We start from the raw sequence: 15,797 nt of genomic DNA, 5'->3' as shown, positions 1-15,797 counted from the left end.
TTCTATATATTACAGCATCTTGCCATCTTTGCAGCCATGCCGCGCGGCGTTGCTCGCTTTGACCGAGGCAATGGCATTGCGCTCGCGGCAGAGCACCGAGTTGTCCCCGCCGACTTTCAGGCTAACTGTCAAGATAGCCGGCAGGCGCTTCTCTTTATACCTATTCCTTCATACCTATCATTTCATACCTATCACTTCACACCTGTATAATCTGCAAATTTGCCGGCATGGCTGGATGCGCGCCGGGGCACAACGCGATATACTCACATACATCTTTGCATGTTTAACCACCGACCAGAGCTTGCCGGCATACGCCGGTGCGCATTTCAGGACGTATGATGCACTATCCCAAATCTTCGTGGCCCATTCATACCAGCGCGCTCTTTCTGCGCGCCACGCTGTATCTCCTTGTCACCGGCGCCATTGCCCAGGGGGCCTATATGGAGGCTCTGTATCTGCCCAAAACGCTGCAGTTTTCCGAGCTGGGCTTCATTGAGCTCAACCAGACGGTCTTTTTGGCGCTCTCCTGCGGCCTCCTGCTCTATGTGCGCCAGCGGCTTCAGGTATGGCCCATGGTCACGCTATTGCTGCTGGCGTTTATCGGCTCGTCGCTGATTCGCGAGCAGGATGCGCTGCTCGACCACTACGCCGGCAGGCACGTCTGGAAGATACTCGTCACGATCGTCATCCTCCCCATTGTGGTGTGGGTCGGGATTCACTGGCGGCGCTTTCTTGACGAGCTTTATGAATACAGCAACAGCTTTTCGCTGGGGCTGTTTACCGCCGGTCTTTTCACCACTTACGCCTTTTCCCGGCTGTACGGGCGCAAGATCTTCTGGCAGGCCATCATGGAAGACCATTATCTGGGCGACATCAAAAGCATGGCGGAAGAAGTCGTGGAGCTGCTGGGCTACAGCCTGATCCTGTTTGCCATGATCGAGCTTTTACTGCTGGCACGGCGCATTTACCACGCCCGTCAGCAGACCGCTCCGGACAGCTGACGCGGCCCCGGCCACGCAGCAGACGCCGTAAAAAGCCCGCCGTGTGACTCACCGGCGGGCTTTTTTCATGCGCCCCGTTTCCAGGGCGAAACGGGCAGCGGACGCACGCTACTCGTCGAGGAAGGAGCGCAGCGGCTCCGAGCGGCTCGGATGGCGCAGCTTGCGCAGCGCCTTGGCCTCGATCTGGCGGATACGCTCCCGGGTGACGTCGAACTGCTTGCCGACCTCTTCCAGGGTGTGATCGGTGTTCATGTCGATACCGAAGCGCATGCGCAGCACCTTGGCCTCCCTCGCGGTGAGCCCGCCGAGCACGTTGCGCGTGGACTCGACCAGGCCCTCGCCGGTGGCCAGATCGATGGGCAGCATCATGGTGCTGTCCTCGATGAAGTCGCCCAGGTGCGAGTCGTCGTCGTCGCCGATGGGCGTTTCCATGGAGATCGGCTCCTTGGCGATCTTGAGCACCTTGCGCACCTTGTCCTCGGTCATTTCCAGGCGCTCGCCCAGCTCTTCCGGCGTCGGCTCGCGGCCCATTTCCTGCAGCATCTGGCGCGATACCCGGTTGAGCTTGTTGATCGTTTCGATCATGTGCACCGGAATGCGGATGGTGCGCGCCTGGTCGGCAATCGAGCGGGTGATCGCCTGGCGGATCCACCAGGTGGCGTAGGTCGAGAACTTGTAGCCGCGACGGTATTCGAACTTGTCCACCGCCTTCATCAGGCCGATATTGCCCTCCTGGATCAGGTCCAGAAACTGCAGGCCGCGGTTGGTGTACTTCTTGGCAATCGAGATCACCAGGCGCAGGTTGGCCTCGACCATTTCCTTCTTCGCCCGGCGCGCCTTGGCCTCGCCGATGGAAAGCTTGCGGTTGACTTCCTTCAGCTCGCCGACGTTGAGCCGCACCATGTTCTCTTCGAAAGCGATCTTGCGCTGGTAGCGACGGATATCGGCGCGCAGCGGTTCGAGGCGGTCGGCGTAGCGCGGCGAGGCTTCCTGAAAGTCGTCCAGCCAGTCCTTGCGCGACTCGTTGCCGGGAAACGCCTTGATGAACGTCTTGCGCGGCACCTTGGCCTTTTTCACGCACAGCTGCATGATGCCCTTTTCCTGGGCGCGCACCTGCTCCACGCTGATGCGCACCTGCCCCACCAGGCGCTCGAAGTGCTTGGGCACCAGCTTGATCGGCGAAAACAGCTCGGCCAGGCGTGCCTGACGCGCCTTGAGCTCTTCGCTGCCGCGGCCGTACTTTTCAAACGCGGCCTCGACGGCTGCGTTTTTCTCGCGGATCTGCTCGAAGCGCGCCCGGGCTTCTTCCGGGTTCGGTCCGCCTTCGTTGGCGGTGGTCTCTTCTTCCTCGTCGGGATCGTCGCTGGGCTCGGGCTCGATTTCCTCGGGCTCGGCGACGTTGGGAATGCCGCCGTCGGGGTCGATGAAGCCGGAAAACAGGTCCGACAGCCGGCCCGGCGCCTCTTCGTCCTGGGTGGCGTCGTAGGCGTCGAGAATCGAGTTTACCGCACCGGGCAGGTAAGCCAGCGCCGACATCACCGCGCGGGTGCCTTCCTCGATGCGCTTGGCGATCTCGATCTCGCCTTCCCGGGTCAGAAGCTCCACCGTACCCATCTCGCGCATGTACATGCGCACCGGGTCGGTGGTGCGGCCGACGTCGCTTTCCACGGCGGCAAGGGCGGCAACCGCTTCCTCGGCCGCGGACTCGTCGGTGGACTGATCCGACATCATCAGGGTGTCTTCGTCAGGAGCGACTTCGACGACGCTGATCCCCATGTCGTTGATCATGCCGATGATGTCTTCCACCTGATCGGGATCGGCGATATCCTCGGGTAGATGATCGTTGACCTCGGCATAGGTAAGGTAGCCCTGCTCCTTACCTTTCGCGATCAACTCCTTCAGACGCGACTGCTGCTGCGCATTTCCAGCCATAGAAACCCTATCTCGACGAAGAAGAATGAAGCACCTGACGCGCAAGTGACGTGCCAGAAGCGCCCGGAAAGCCGAACAGTATAGCGTCGGCCGCGGGCGCCTTCCAGCACGGTTTGTTTGCGCCGCTATTCAGGTGTGTTAGCTTGTTTGGTTTAGCCAGCATCTGGCAATTGGTCAACTATGTGGTAGCAAAGAGCGGCAAATTCAACCCCGGACCCGGTATTCGGGTGCCCGCAACGCTCCCGCTGCGCGCCTCGCCGGCTGCATCACTGCGCCCCGGCGAGCTCCACCAGCAGGCTTGCCAGACGCTGCTTCTGCGTTTTATCCAGCTTCTCTCCGGCCCGCTCCCGGGCCAGCAAAGCCTCGTACTCTTCCCGCGGCGAGCGCGCCCGCTGGGTGCGCTGCAAATACTGCACCAGCCCTTCGAGCTCGGCCCTGCGCGCCGAGCGCGGAATCAACAGCTCCCGCCGGGCCAGGGCCCCGAGCGTGCGGCCCTGGGCGCTGCCCTGAAAGTGCGACAGCACCACCTGAGGGCTGGTGTAGCGCCCGGCCTGCAAGAGCGCGATCAGCTCGCGGCATAGCTGCCCCGCGGCGCTTTCCGGCAGCCACTCGAGCGCCTCGGGCAGCGCCTCCACCAGGCGCGGCTCGTGCAGGAGCAGCTGCAGCACCCGGCCCTCGGGCGAGAGCACCTCGAGCGCCGGCGATTCCGCCGACGCCTCCTCGACCGGCCCTGCCGTCTGCGGCGGCCGGGAGGGCGGTACCGGCTCGGCGGCGGGCCCTGGCCGGGCCTGCTGCTGGCGGGCCAGCAGCGTTTCGAGCTGCGCCTGGCGCAGGCCGCTGCGCTCGGCCAGTTCCTCAAGCAGCATGGATTGGAGCATGCCGTCGGGCATTTTGTTCAATGCCGCCAGCACGTCGCTGGCAAACCGTTCGCGCCCTTCCACCGCCTGCAGATCGCGCCCCTCTGCCGCCTGCTCGAACAGAAACTCCGACAGCGGCATGGCGCAGGTCACGCGGTCGGTAAACGCCTGGGCGCCTTCCCGACGCACCATGTCATCCGGGTCGTCGCCCTCGGGCAGGAACAAAAAGCGCGCCTCGCGCCCGTCGAGCATCTGCGGCAGCGCCGTTTCCAGCGCCCGGCGGGCGGCCTGGCGCCCGGCGCGGTCGCCGTCAAAGCAGAACACCACCCGGTTGACCAGGCGAAAGAGCCGCTTCAGGTGCTCTTCGGTGGTGGCCGTGCCCAGGGTCGCCACGGCGTTTCTCACGCCGAACTGGGCCAGCGCCACCACGTCCATGTAGCCCTCGACGATGACCAGCTGCTCGGGCCGCTGGGGCGCCCGGCGCGCTTCGTAAAGGCCGTAAAGCTCGCGCCCCTTGTGAAACACCGGGGTTTCCGGCGAGTTCAGATATTTGGGTTTGGCGTCGCCCATCACCCGGCCGCCAAAGGCAACGGTACGCCCGCGCCCGTCGCGAATGGGGAACATCACCCGGTCGCGGAAACGATCGTAGGTGCGCCCGCTGTCTTCGCGGTGGATCAGCAGCCCGTACTCGATCTGCACCGCTTCGCTGACGCCGCGCTCGTCGAGGTGGCGCTTGAGCGCCTCCCAGCTGTCCGGGGCGTAGCCAATGCCGTAGGTGTCGATCACCTCCGCCGACAGGCCCCGCTCCTCCAGGTAGCGGCGCGCCGCCTGGCCTTCGGGCATCACCCGCCGCTCGCGGTAGAAACTTGCGGCAAGCTCGAGCAGATTGACGCCCTGCTTGCGCTTTTTTTCGCGCTGCTGGGCGTGGGGGTCGTCGGCGCCTTCGCGCTCGACCTCAAGCCCCAGGCTCGCGGCCAGCTGCTCCACCGCGTCGGGAAAGCCCAGCCGTTCGTATTCCATCAAAAAGCGTAGGGCATTTCCGTGGGCGCCGCAGCCGAAGCAGTGGTAAAACTGCTTGTCGGCGCTAACGGTAAAGGACGGCGATTTTTCCTGGTGGAAGGGGCAGAGCCCCGCATGGTTGCGACCGGCCTTCTTCAGCTGCACCCGGGCACCGACGACTTCCACGACGTCCACCCGGGCGAGCAGGTCATCGATAAAATGCTGTGGAATACGGCCAGCCATGGACTGTCTGCCTCCGACCGTCGCGGCCCGCAAGTGCCGGGCCAGGGATGCTGCCGGGCTGAGGTGATGCCACAGTCTCAGCGACCATCGCCTCAGATACCATAGCCTCAGAGACCACCGTATCGCCTATGGCATCATCATCTATGGCATCACCGCAGCCCGTCGGCGGTTATTGACGGATAAAAAAACAAACGGCCACCGGACGGCGGCCGTTTGGCGTCCTTCCAGGAAGAGTGGCCTTGGCCACCCTTCCGGTACGGATCAATAGAGCCGTTCGAACCGCTTACGCTCACGCTGAAGCTTCTTCGCGTGGCGCTTGACTGCGGCAGCCGCCTTGCGCTTGCGCTCGGCCGTCGGCTTTTCGTAGCTTTCGCGACGACGAACCTCGGACAAAACGCCGGCTTTTTCACAGGAACGCTTGAAACGACGCAGGGCGACGTCAAACGGCTCGTTATCGCGTACTTTTACAGAAGGCATTAAGCACTCACCTACCTTAAGGAGTCTTGATGGCGGATAGTCCGTACACGCGCAAGGCGCGTTAGACACCTTTCGTGCACGATCTGATTTTTACAGCGCACAATATTCTAGTAGCGAACCCCTTTTTTTGCAAATAGGTCCGAGGATTTCCCCTCAACGCCGGCACACGAAGATGCTAAACTCGCCGGTTTACTCCGCCTGTCTTCAGGTCTTTACGTCACGGGGAAATCCGCTATGCGCGTACTGGGCATCGAAACGTCCTGCGATGAAACCGGCGTGGCCGTTTACGACACCGCGCTTGACGGCGGCGACGGCCTGCTGGCCGACGCCCTGTACAGCCAGGTGACCATGCACGCCGAGTACGGCGGCGTGGTACCGGAGCTTGCGTCGCGCGATCACACCCGCAAACTGCTGCCGCTGGTGGAGCAGGTACTGGCAGACGCGGGCATGACCCGCCGCGAGCTTGACGGCGTCGCCTATACCGCGGGCCCGGGCCTGGTCGGCGCGCTGATGGTGGGCGCGGCCACCGCCCACGGCATGGCCCGGGCGCTGGATATCCCCGCCCTTGGCGTGCACCACATGGAAGGCCACCTGCTCGCACCCATGCTGGAAGACGACGCCCCGGCGTTTCCCTTCGTCGCGCTGCTGGTCTCCGGCGGGCATACCCAGCTGGTGGAAGTTCAGGAGCTGGGGCGCTACCGGCTACTCGGCGAGTCCGTGGACGACGCCGCCGGTGAGGCCTTCGACAAGACCGCCAAGATGCTCGACCTGCCCTACCCCGGCGGCCCTCACGTCGCAAAGCTTGCCGAACAGGGCGACCCCGGGCGGTTTCGCTTCCCCCGGCCCATGACCGATCGCCCGGGGCTTAACTTCAGCTTCTCCGGACTCAAGACCCACACCCTGACCGCCATTCGCAAGCTCGACGACGCCGGCGAGCTTACGCCCCAGGGCCGGGCGGATGTCGCCCGGGCCTTCGAGGACGCCGTGGTCGACACCCTGGTGATCAAATGCCGCCGGGCGCTTGACGACACCGGCCTCAAGCGGCTGGTGGTCGCCGGCGGAGTCAGCGCCAACGTGCGGCTGCGTGAGGGGCTTAATCAGGCCTGCAGCAAACGCCGCGCCCGGGCCTTCTACCCCCGCGGGCGCTTTTGCACCGACAACGGCGCAATGATTGCCTACGTCGGCGCCCGGCGCCTGGAAGCCGGCGAGCGCGACACCGCCGGCCGGATGCAGGCCACCCCGCGCTGGCCGCTCGAACAGCTGCGCGCGCCCGGCAGCGCCGATACCAGAGTGGAGACCCCGGCACCATGAGCGACCGTATTCTAATCGAAGCGCTTGAGGTGGAGACGGTAATCGGCGTCTACGACTGGGAGCGCACGATTCAGCAGCGTCTCAGTCTGGACCTGGAGCTTGCCACGGACATTCGTCCGGCGGCGGCCACCGACGATCTGGCGCTGACCCTTAACTACGCCGCGCTCTGCGAGCGCATTCAGACGTTTGCCGCCGAGCATCGCTTCGAGCTGGTGGAAACCTTTGCCGAGCGGCTAGTGGCCGCGCTGCGCGAGGAGTTTGGCATTGCCGGCGTCACGCTTACCCTGCGCAAGCCCGGTGCGGTGCCCGCGGCGGCAAGCGTGGGGCTGAAAATGACTCGAGGCAGCTTTGCCGCGCCGGCGCATACAGAAGGCGGCGCTGAAACGTGAGCGAGTCACGTCAAATTCTGCTGAGTCTGGGCAGCAACGAAAACGCGCTTGCCAACCTGCGCCGCTGCCTTGGCGCCCTTGAGGCACGCTTTGGCGAGATTCAGGCGTCAACGGTGTATCAAAGCGCTGATGTGACCGCTCCCGACGCAGGGCCTGCGCCCGCCTCTCACGGCGTAATTTCCCATAGCCCCGTCTTCCACAACATGGTCGTGGCGTTTACAAGCGACGCCTCGCCGGCGGAGATAAAAGCCTGGGGCAAGGCGCAGGAGCGCGCCCAGGGCCGCCTGCCCCAAAGCGCCGGCGCGAGCACCCACCCCATCGACATCGACCTTCTCGCCGTGGGCGAGCTGCGCGGCGAGTTTGAAAGCGAAGATGGCGCCATTGACCTGCCCCACGGCGACATCCTGCGCCACGCCTTTGTCCTCAGGCCCCTGGCCGAGCTCCTGCCCGACGCCCGCCACCCGCGGGAAGGCACCGTCTACGCCGAGCTTTGGCAGCGCGCTCGGGCAAGCGAACGGTTTGCCCGGCAGCCGCTGCGGCCGGTGGCCTTTAACCGCTAGCCGGCGTCACCCAGCGCCCGGGCAACGGCCTCCCGGCGAACGATGCCGATTTGTCTGCCCAGCGCCGCGCCCCGATAGCCTTCGGCCATCAGCGCCTGGGGGCTTACCGCGGCGGCGCCGTCAAGGGCCGCTTCCAGCACCGCGTGCCGCCGCTCCGGCGCCAGCACCTTGACCAGCGCCAGCTGGGCCCGGGCGCGCTCGGGCTTGCGCCAGCTGTCCTGGCCGTCAAGCCAGGCCATTACCGCTTGTGTCGTCAGCGGCTCGCCGACCAGCCGCGCCGTGGCCGCGCTTTGGCGGGCCAGCTGCGCCACCGCCCGGGGCAGCTTCAAGCGCGCGGCAAGCGCTTCGCGCTCCGCGTCAGAAAGCGGCGTCACCAGCCGCGCATAGCGCCAGTGGGAAAGCGCGATGGCCGGCCAGTCCGGCACTGTCTGCATGGCGGCGAGGCAGGCGTCCAGCCGGCTTTCGGGAACGCTGCCGGGTGCCGCCGCAATTTCTGCCCACCAGACGGCAAGCGCCTCGCACTCGGCAAGCGCCTTGAAGTAGGCGTCGGGGCTTTGCTCGCCCAGGGCTTTCTCGCTTTCCGTCCAGACGCGCTCGGCGGCCAGATGCGAAAGCTCGCCGCTGCGGCTCACTTCGCGCATCAGCGCCCGGGTATCCGGGGCTACGGTGAAGCCCAGGTGGGCATAGCGGGCGAGAAAGCGCGCGGTGCGCAAAACCCTAAGCGGGTCTTCGGCAAAGGCGGCGGAAACGTGGCGCAGCACGCGGCGCTCAAGGTCATCGCGGCCGCCGTAGGGGTCGACAAGCGTGCCGCCCGGCGCTTCGGCGATGGCGTTGATGGTCAGATCCCGGCGGACCAGATCGTCTTTCAGAGTAACGTCGGGGCTTGAGTGAACGGTAAAGCCCGAGTAGCCGTGGCCGGCCTTGCGCTCGGTGCGCGCCAGGGCATACTCCTCGGCGGACTCCGGGTGGAGAAACACCGGAAAATCCCGGCCCACGGGCTTGAAGCCGCGCCGGCGCATTTCCTCGGGCGTGGCGCCGACGACGACCCAGTCGTTATCCCACACCGGGCGGCCAAGCAGCGCGTCGCGCACCGCGCCGCCCACGCGGTAGACCTCAAGGCCCGCTTCGGGAGCGGGCTTGCTCGCTTTCGGCCGCGGCATCAGGCCTCCTGGGGTTGGCGGCTGGGCACCCGGGTGCGTTTCCCGGTCTCGAGCTCAAGCGCGGTAAGCGTGCCGCCCCAGGCGCAGCCGGTATCCAGCGCCCGGGCATCGACCCGAGCGCCGGGCGTCTGGCCTTCAAGGGCCGCCCAGTGGCCGAACAGCAGGGTGGCGTCGTCCCCCCGAGGGAAGCGAAACCAGGGCTCAAAGCCGTCAGGAGCGCTTGCCAGACCGCGCTTGGCGGTAAACTCCAGCCGCCCGTCGGCGTCGATAAAGCGCATGCGCGTCATGGCGTTGACGATAAAGCGCAGCCGGTCCATGCCTTCCAGATCGTCGCGCCAGCGGCTGGGCTCATCGCCAAACAGCCGCTCAAGAAAGGCCCCGGCCTGCTCGGCGGCGAGCGCCGCTTCCACCTCGGCGGCCAGGGCTTGGGCCTGATCAAGCCCCCACTCGGGCAAAAGCCCGGCGTGGACCATCAGGGTATTGTCCCGGCGCACCGTCAGCGGCCGGCTTTGCAGCCAGTCCAGCAGCGCGCCGCCGTCGGCGGCGTTGACGATAGACGCAAAGGCGCTTCGGGGCTTTATCCTGCCGCCCCGGGCGGCGACCAGAAAATGCAGATCGTGGTTGCCAAGCACGCAGCGGGCGGCGTCACCCAGCGCTCGGACTTCGCGCAGGCAGGCAAGGGAGTCCGGCCCGCGGTTGACCAGGTCCCCGACCAGCCAGGCGCGGTCCCGGCGCGGGTCGAACGACAGCGCTTCCAGCAGGTCGACAAATTCGGCGTGGCAGCCGTGCAGGTCGCCGATGACATAGGTGCTCACATAACCCTCCTGGGCGCCGGTTAGTGAATAGCGGCCGGCTGAGCCAAGCGAAACGGCGCGACCGGGGCATCAAAGGGCCGCTGGGTAGTGGTATCGAGCAGCGTGTAGGCGCCTTCCATGATGCCCACCGGGGTGTCGAGCACCGCGCGGCTGGTGTAGCGGAAATGCTGGCCCGGGCCAATCAGCGGCTGCTGGCCGATCACGCCCTTGCCGCGCACCTCGCGGACGTCGCCGCTGCCCTGGGTGATTTTCCAGTAGCGCGCCAGCAGCTGGACGCTGCGGCCGCCCTGGTTATACAGGGTGATGGTGTAGCTGAACACGTACTGTGACTCGGCCTCCCGGGATTCGTCCGCGCGGTAGCGGGGCGTGACGCTGATACGGATCGCCGGCTCGGCGGCGCTTGGATCAACGGTCTCGGCGGCGCGCTCGGTGTCATGTTCGCTCACGTCCTGTCTCCTTCCCGGGATGCGGATGCTTCGCTGTGTGTCACGGCGTTGGCCAGGCGCACAAACTCCTCGACGGAGAGGGTCTGGGGGCGACGGCGCGGATCGATATCCAGCGCCTCAAGCGTGTCGGCGCCCACGCGGCCCTTGAGGTTGTTGCGCAGGGTCTTGCGTCGCTGGCCGAAGGCCTGCTTGACCAGGTCAAACAGCAGCGCCGGATCGTCCGCCACGTGGGGCAGCTCGGCGTGGGGGGCGAGCCGCACGATCGCCGAGTCCACCGCCGGGCTCGGCACAAAGGCCTCCGGCGGCACGCTGAACAGCTGCTCGACCCGGCAGTGATACTGCGCCATGACCGAAAGCCGCCCCCAGTCCGGCCCGCCGGGTTCGGCGGCCAGCCGCTCGACCACCTCTTTTTGCAGCATGAAGTGCATATCGGCCACCGCGCTGCCCGCGCCCAGCAGATGAATAATCAGGGGCGTGGCGACGTTGTAGGGCAGGTTGCCCACCACCCGCAGCGGCGGGCCGTCGCCGCGCAGCTCGGCAAAATCGTACTTGAGCGCGTCGCCTTCGTGGATGACAAAGCCCGGGTAGTTGAAAAACTGCACCCGCAGCCCGGGGATCAGGTCGCGGTCCAGCTCGATCACGTCGAGGCCGTCGGCGGCGTCCAGCAGCGGCTCGGTCAGCGCCCCCTGCCCCGGGCCGATCTCCACCAGGCGCTCGCCCGGGCGCGGGTGGATGGCCCCGACGATGCGCGCGATAACGCCCGCGTCGCGGAGGAAGTTCTGCCCGAAGCGTTTACGGGCGCGGTGATGCAGCACTGATGCCATGAAACGGGTTCCCGGAATAGCGTTACGCGGTGAGTGACAAAGGATTAGCCGGCCCTACGCCGGTCGGCCAGCCGGCGGGCAAGCGCCACCGCCACGCCCAGGCTTGCCGGCGAAGCCAACCCCCTGCCGGCAAGATCCAGCGCGGTGCCGTGGTCCACCGAGGTGCGCACCAGCGGCAGCCCCAGGGTAATGTTGGCCGCGCTGCCGAAGCCGGCGTATTTGAGCACGGCCAGTCCCTGGTCGTGATACATGGCGAGCACCGCGTCGACCTCGGCCAGGTGGCGCGGGGTGAACAGGGTATCTGCCGGGTAGGGGCCGCGTATATCCCGGCCTTCGGCGCGCAGGGCGTCGAGGGCGGGAATCAGGGTGTCGATCTCTTCGTGGCCCAGGTGGCCGCCCTCGCCGGCGTGGGGGTTGAGCCCGCAGGCGGCGATGCGCGGCGCGGCAATGCCGAACTGCTCGCGCAGATCGTGCTCGAGAATCCGCGCCACCCGGCCGATGCGCTCGGCGGTCACGGCGTCGGCCACCTCGCGCAGCGGCAGGTGCGTGGTAACTAGCGCCACGCGCAGCTCCGAGGGGCCGTCAAAGTCGGCGCGGGTGGCGTGCAGGGCGCTGTCGGTGGCCAGCATCATGACCACCTCGTCCACCCCGCAGGCATCGCGCAGCCATTCGGTGTGGCCGGTAAAGCCCGGGTGCCCGCCGTCGATAATCGCGCCCTTGTGCAGCGGGGCGGTGGTCATGGCGGCGGCATGGCCGGCGCGGCAGGCGGTGACCGCAACGGCCAGCGTCCCCATCACGTAGTCGGCGTTGGCCGGGTCGAGCACCCCGGGCGTAGAGGGCGCCTTGAGGATAACCGGCCACACCGGCAGCACGCCCTGCCCTTCGGGCAGCGGCTCTCCGGGCCGGCACGGCGTCGGCGTTACCTCAAGCCCCAGCGCCGCGGCGCGCTCGGCAAGCATCGCCGGATCGCCCACGGCGACGCTGCCCGCCGGCAGCGCGGCGTCGGCGGCCAGCTTGAGCGTAAGCTCGGGGCCGATGCCCGCCGGCTCACCGGTGGTAATCGCCACCGGCAGCGAACGAGGGGCGCTTCGAGACTCTGCCATGACGCTGCCTCTTATAGCCGGATATCGACAAACGCCTGGGAGCGAATCTCGCGCTGCCAGGTGTTGAGCTCTTCGTTGGCCCGGCGCTGAAAGATCGCCTGGCGTGCCTGCTCGCGCTGCTCCTGCTGGTTGACGTTTCGGCGGCGCCGCTCCTCAACCTCGATGAGGTGAAAACCGAACTGCGAGCGCACCGGGTCGGAGACTTCCCCCGGGGCGAGGTCGCTCATGGCCTCTTCGAAGGCCGGCACCGTCTGGCCCGGACGCAGCCAGCCAAGCTCGCCGCCGTTGAGCGCGCTGCCCTCGTCGTCGCTGAGCTCCCGGGCCACGGCGGCAAAATCTTCGCCCTGCGCGATCTGGCGGCGGGCTTGCTGCAGCCGCTCCCGGGCCTGCTCTTCGCTGCGCTCGGCGTTGACTTCAATCAGGATATGGCGCGCGCGGGTTTCGCGGTTCGCGCCGTCGCCCTGCTGCTCCAGGGTACGCTCAACGTCGCGGTTGCTGATCGACACGCGCTGGCCGATCTGGCTTTGCTGCACCTGCTGCATGAGCATTTCGCGGCGGACCTGCTCGCGCACCTCGCCGAGGCTTCCGCCGTCGGCTTCCAGCCGGTCGGCAAAGGCCTCGAGCGACACGCCGTTGGACTCGGCAATGCTACGGAGCTGGCGGTTGAGCTGGGTGTCGTCCACGCTCAGCTTGGCGTCGCGGGCCATCTGCAGCTGGATTTCCTCGAGCACCATACGCTCCAGCACCTGCTGCTCAAGCTCGCCGCGCGGCGGCAGCGCGCTGCCCTGGGCTTCGGCCTGGCGCGCTACCTGCGCCATGCGGTCCTCAAGCTCGCTGTGCATAATGGCACCGTCGTTGACCACCGCCACGACGCGGTCAAGCTGCTGGCGCTGGGTGCTGGTGGACGGCTCATCCAGAGTTGCCTGCTGGGCAAGGGCGGCCGCCGGCAGCGTGCCGCCGGCGCCCAGGCACAGGGCCAGGGCGCCCGGCAGCAGAGCGGCTCGCGTCCGCGACAGAAGCGCCGTGCGCGCTGTGGCACAGGGGATAGCGCGAAAACGCCAGGGCGCTGTCCTGGCCCGGGGCATTATCTTGGTCCAGGGCGTGGTCTTGGTCCAGGGCGTCGTCTTGGTCATAGCATGTTCGTCTCTTGGGGCCTTGGCCGCCGGCACTAAAGCGCCGGCGGGCGGTAGCCCGGAATGGTACGTTCAAAGTAGCTGTCGGCGTCCTGGCCGGCGCCGCCGAGGCCGTGGAGGACAAAGCGCAAGAAGAGGCCGCGATCGTTGAAATCGTCGTCCGCCCGCGCGGTGTCGTTGTCGTCCACCCAGCGGCGCCACACCACCTGCAGGCCGTAGCAGCAGCTGTTCCACTGCACGCCGGCGAGCTGCTCCAGGGCGCGATGATTGGTCTGATCGTGCAGGTAGCGGCCGATCAAATCAATCTCGGGGCTGGCGTTCCAGGCAAAGGACAGGTCCATCTCTTCGCGGTCGTAGTTGCGATAGGCGTCATCGCCGGGCTCCAGGCTCGGGGCAAACCCTTCGATCTCCCAGCGGTAGCCCAGGTTCACCACGTGGCCGTCGGGATGGCGATAGCGCAGCTCCGCGCTCGAGCGCTCGGTCAGGTCGCGGTGGTCATCGTAAAGCCACTCGGCGCCGGTACTCCAGCGCGGGTTGATCTGCCAGTCCAGGCGCGTCACCACCGGCGAACGGTCCCGGGTGGCCTGGTAGTAGCTTTCCGGGTTGACGTCGGCGTTGCGCTCGGGGCGCGGCGGCAGGGTCTCGTCGTTGCCGTCAAGGCCCACCCGGCGGTCGTCGAAATAGGCGCTCTGACCGATGCCGGCGGAGAGCTTTTCCCGCCCGCTGTCGTCTTCGAGCAGCCGCGTTTGCAGGCCAAACGAGAGGCGGTTGAGATCGCCCACGCGGTCCACGCCGGAAAAGCGGTGCGGCGACCACAGCTGCTCCCAGGAAAACGCGCGCTCGCGGCTGTCAAACTCGGGCAGGTCGCGCTGGTCGGTGCGCGGCACAAAGGCGTAGTTCAGCCGCGGCTCCAGGGTCTGGCGGTAGCCGTCGTCGCCGAGCGTCAGCTCGCGCTCGAAGGTCAGCCCCGCGTCCACCGAGCTGAGCGCTACGCTGCGGGTCGGCGTGGTATCCAGCGCGGTGTCCCGCTTGCCGTAGTCCAGCGAATAGGCGGTGTTCCACAGCTCGGCCTGGGGCTCGACGTAGCCCCAGGGGCGCTCAAAGCGCGCCCCGACCACCGGCGCCAGGTGCACGCGGCTACCGGTGGCGGCCTCGCGCTCGGGCACCCGGGTTTCGTCCACGTCGCGCCAGAAATAGGTGGCGTTGGAGCGCCACTGGCTGTAAAAGCCGTGGCCCAGCTGCCAGCGGGCGTTGGCGGTGAAGCTCGGCAGGCGGTAAAAGGGCTTGTCGCTGTCGCTCAAGGGGTCATCCAGCCGCTGGTAGCCCTGGGCCCGGGCGTCGAGCTGCCAGGTGTCGCCGCGGTAGTCGATCTGGGCCAGCCGCTCCATGCCGTAGCGGTCGCTTTCACCGAAGTTGCCGCCAAAGTCGTCAAAGTAGCGCCCGTCGCTCGCCGCCCCGTAGCGCAGCTGGTAGGTGCTGCGCGGCGCGGCGCGCCCGGCGTGGTTAGCCTCTATGTACCAGCGGTCTTCGCCTTCGTAGCGGTTGGCGTCGCCGCCGGAGCCGCCGCGGTCGTCATTCAGCCAGGCGCCCTCCACGGTGCCGCTGCTCTGCTCGAACAGGTAGCGATACTCGCCGCCAAGCAGCAGCCCGCGGTCGCTGACCCAGCGCGGGACGATGGTGGCATCGCGGTCCGGGGCAATATTCCAGTAAAACGGCTGGGCATAGTCCAGCTGGTCGCTGGAAAAGCCGATGGTCGGCGTCAGCAGGCCGGTGTGGCGGCGCTCGTCGATGGGAAAGCGCAGCCACGGCGAATAGAAGACCGGCACGTCCTTGATTTCCAGACGGGCGTTTTTGGCCGTACCGAAGCCGCTTTTCTGGTTCAGGCGAATATCGCTGCTCACCAGCTGCCAGGTATTGGCGCCGGGCGCGCAGGTGGTAAAGCTGGCGTTGCGCAGGCGGTACTGCTGGTCGCCGGTTTGCTCGAGCTGGGAGGCCTGGCCGCGCAGGCGCTCTTCGTAGAGCACGTAGTGGCTGTCCTTGACCTGGCCGCGGTCGCTTGTGAGCGAAAGCGTCGCTTCGCTTCCGCGCACCAGCGCCTGGCCGTCGCGCAGGGCGAGATCACCTTCGGCGTCGACGCGCTCGCGATTGGCCGGCACAAAAATGCGCTCGGCTTCAAGCTCGGTGTTGCCCCGGCGCAGCACCACGTCGCCGCGCAGCAGCGCCTCGCCCTCGGCGGAGTAGTCGGACTCGCGGGTTTCCACCCCAAGCTCCTGGGGGCTGTCGTTTTCCGGTAGCCGGTAGGCGGGCATTACGTAGCGCCCACCGCATACCTGATCGGCCGCCTGCTCGTCACTCCACGGCTGCCAGTCGAGCGCCTGGGCCGGCAGCGGCTCGCTCTGGCCCTGCGCCGACAGCGCCGCCCCGGCCATCACGCTGCCGGCGAGCGTCTGCGTGATTGGCGCCGCGCGCATAAATCGCTTGCCCATGTTCGTTATCCTTGGCGTCGAGAAGGCGTATTATACAGTTCGCATGATGCCCGACCAGCAA

General features: G+C 66.8%; 14 protein-coding genes. 4 read left to right on the top strand and 10 right to left on the bottom strand.

What is annotated here, in order from left to right; genetic code table 11:
• Window positions 1-338: 338 nt before the first annotated feature.
• Window positions 339-1,001, top strand: a complete 663-nt coding sequence (locus tag ACZ46Y_RS04060) for a hypothetical protein (protein ID WP_311955544.1) — start codon at window positions 339-341, stop codon at window positions 999-1,001.
• Window positions 1,002-1,109: 108 nt separating this feature from the next.
• Here the strand turns inward: ACZ46Y_RS04060 and rpoD are convergent, their stop codons facing one another.
• The 3 genes from rpoD to rpsU all read right to left on the bottom strand — a co-directional run bounded on the left by rpoD (window position 1,110) and on the right by rpsU (window position 5,509).
• Complete coding sequence (gene rpoD / locus ACZ46Y_RS04055) at window positions 1,110-2,933, bottom strand: RNA polymerase sigma factor RpoD (protein ID WP_311955542.1); 1,824 nt, start codon at window positions 2,931-2,933, stop codon at window positions 1,110-1,112.
• Window positions 2,934-3,199: 266 nt separating this feature from the next.
• Complete coding sequence (dnaG, locus tag ACZ46Y_RS04050) at window positions 3,200-5,032, bottom strand: DNA primase (protein WP_311955540.1); 1,833 nt, start codon at window positions 5,030-5,032, stop codon at window positions 3,200-3,202.
• A gap of 261 nt (window positions 5,033-5,293) precedes the next feature.
• Window positions 5,294-5,509 (bottom strand): 30S ribosomal protein S21, encoded by a 216-nt coding sequence (gene rpsU / locus ACZ46Y_RS04045; protein ID WP_017430978.1) that lies wholly within the window; start codon window positions 5,507-5,509, stop codon window positions 5,294-5,296.
• Window positions 5,510-5,743: 234 nt separating this feature from the next.
• Between rpsU and tsaD the strand changes: the two genes are divergently transcribed.
• The 3 genes from tsaD to ACZ46Y_RS04030 are packed head-to-tail and all read left to right on the top strand — an operon-like array spanning window position 5,744 to window position 7,769.
• Window positions 5,744-6,820, top strand: coding sequence for a tRNA (adenosine(37)-N6)-threonylcarbamoyltransferase complex transferase subunit TsaD (gene tsaD / locus ACZ46Y_RS04040; protein ID WP_311955539.1), 1,077 nt, complete (start codon window positions 5,744-5,746; stop codon window positions 6,818-6,820).
• Window positions 6,817-7,209: a dihydroneopterin aldolase gene (gene folB, locus ACZ46Y_RS04035; protein ID WP_311955537.1), complete on the top strand. Its 393-nt coding sequence runs from the start codon at window positions 6,817-6,819 to the stop codon at window positions 7,207-7,209. The genes tsaD and folB overlap by 4 nt, the downstream gene beginning before the upstream one ends.
• The gene (locus ACZ46Y_RS04030) at window positions 7,206-7,769 is read left to right on the top strand and encodes a 2-amino-4-hydroxy-6-hydroxymethyldihydropteridine diphosphokinase (protein WP_311955535.1); all 564 of its coding nucleotides are present in this window, start codon (window positions 7,206-7,208) and stop codon (window positions 7,767-7,769) included. Before folB ends, ACZ46Y_RS04030 begins: the two co-directional genes overlap by 4 nt.
• Here the strand turns inward: ACZ46Y_RS04030 and ACZ46Y_RS04025 are convergent.
• Genes ACZ46Y_RS04025 through ACZ46Y_RS03995 form a run of 7 tightly spaced genes read right to left on the bottom strand, consistent with a single transcriptional unit; the run spans window position 7,766 to window position 15,736 of the window.
• Window positions 7,766-8,929 carry a polynucleotide adenylyltransferase gene (locus tag ACZ46Y_RS04025; RefSeq protein WP_311955533.1) on the bottom strand — a complete coding sequence of 388 codons (1,164 nt, stop codon included), beginning with the start codon at window positions 8,927-8,929 and terminating at the stop codon, window positions 7,766-7,768. The genes ACZ46Y_RS04030 and ACZ46Y_RS04025 overlap by 4 nt on opposite strands.
• Window positions 8,929-9,744, bottom strand: coding sequence for a symmetrical bis(5'-nucleosyl)-tetraphosphatase (locus ACZ46Y_RS04020; protein WP_311955531.1), 816 nt, complete (start codon window positions 9,742-9,744; stop codon window positions 8,929-8,931). Before ACZ46Y_RS04020 ends, ACZ46Y_RS04025 begins: the two co-directional genes overlap by 1 nt.
• 20 nt (window positions 9,745-9,764) lie before the next feature.
• Complete coding sequence (apaG, locus tag ACZ46Y_RS04015; RefSeq protein ID WP_311955566.1) at window positions 9,765-10,127, bottom strand: Co2+/Mg2+ efflux protein ApaG; 363 nt, start codon at window positions 10,125-10,127, stop codon at window positions 9,765-9,767.
• Window positions 10,128-10,186: 59 nt separating this feature from the next.
• Window positions 10,187-11,014 (bottom strand): 16S rRNA (adenine(1518)-N(6)/adenine(1519)-N(6))-dimethyltransferase RsmA, encoded by an 828-nt coding sequence (rsmA, locus tag ACZ46Y_RS04010; RefSeq protein WP_311955529.1) that lies wholly within the window; start codon window positions 11,012-11,014, stop codon window positions 10,187-10,189.
• A gap of 44 nt (window positions 11,015-11,058) precedes the next feature.
• Window positions 11,059-12,117 (bottom strand): 4-hydroxythreonine-4-phosphate dehydrogenase PdxA, encoded by a 1,059-nt coding sequence (gene pdxA, locus ACZ46Y_RS04005; RefSeq protein ID WP_311955527.1) that lies wholly within the window; start codon window positions 12,115-12,117, stop codon window positions 11,059-11,061.
• A gap of 11 nt (window positions 12,118-12,128) precedes the next feature.
• Entirely contained in the window at window positions 12,129-13,250 is a 1,122-nt protein-coding gene (locus ACZ46Y_RS04000) for a peptidylprolyl isomerase (RefSeq protein WP_311955526.1), read from the bottom strand.
• Window positions 13,251-13,285: 35 nt separating this feature from the next.
• On the bottom strand, window positions 13,286-15,736 hold the full coding sequence (locus ACZ46Y_RS03995; protein WP_311955525.1) for an LPS-assembly protein LptD: 2,451 nt from the start codon (window positions 15,734-15,736) through the stop codon (window positions 13,286-13,288).
• Window positions 15,737-15,797: the final 61 nt, after the last annotated feature.

The organism is Halomonas garicola (assembly GCF_055382465.1).
The sequence above is the reverse complement of the archived record's forward strand: the minus strand, read 5'-3'. Positions and strand labels throughout refer to the sequence as shown.

What these genes read in the sequence shown, in the direction of transcription:
- ACZ46Y_RS04060 (WP_311955544.1), top strand. Translation starts at nt 339, where the DNA reads ATGCACTATCCCAAATCTTCGTGGCCCATTCATACCAGCGCGCTCTTT.
- rpoD (WP_311955542.1), bottom strand. Translation starts at nt 2,933, where the DNA reads ATGGCTGGAAATGCGCAGCAGCAGTCGCGTCTGAAGGAGTTGATCGCG.
- dnaG (WP_311955540.1), bottom strand. Translation starts at nt 5,032, where the DNA reads ATGGCTGGCCGTATTCCACAGCATTTTATCGATGACCTGCTCGCCCGG.
- rpsU (WP_017430978.1), bottom strand. Translation starts at nt 5,509, where the DNA reads ATGCCTTCTGTAAAAGTACGCGATAACGAGCCGTTTGACGTCGCCCTG.
- tsaD (WP_311955539.1), top strand. Translation starts at nt 5,744, where the DNA reads ATGCGCGTACTGGGCATCGAAACGTCCTGCGATGAAACCGGCGTGGCC.
- folB (WP_311955537.1), top strand. Translation starts at nt 6,817, where the DNA reads ATGAGCGACCGTATTCTAATCGAAGCGCTTGAGGTGGAGACGGTAATC.
- ACZ46Y_RS04025 (WP_311955533.1), bottom strand. Translation starts at nt 8,929, where the DNA reads ATGCCGCGGCCGAAAGCGAGCAAGCCCGCTCCCGAAGCGGGCCTTGAG.
- rsmA (WP_311955529.1), bottom strand. Translation starts at nt 11,014, where the DNA reads ATGGCATCAGTGCTGCATCACCGCGCCCGTAAACGCTTCGGGCAGAAC.
- pdxA (WP_311955527.1), bottom strand. Translation starts at nt 12,117, where the DNA reads ATGGCAGAGTCTCGAAGCGCCCCTCGTTCGCTGCCGGTGGCGATTACC.
- ACZ46Y_RS04000 (WP_311955526.1), bottom strand. Translation starts at nt 13,250, where the DNA reads ATGACCAAGACGACGCCCTGGACCAAGACCACGCCCTGGACCAAGATA.
- ACZ46Y_RS03995 (WP_311955525.1), bottom strand. Translation starts at nt 15,736, where the DNA reads ATGGGCAAGCGATTTATGCGCGCGGCGCCAATCACGCAGACGCTCGCC.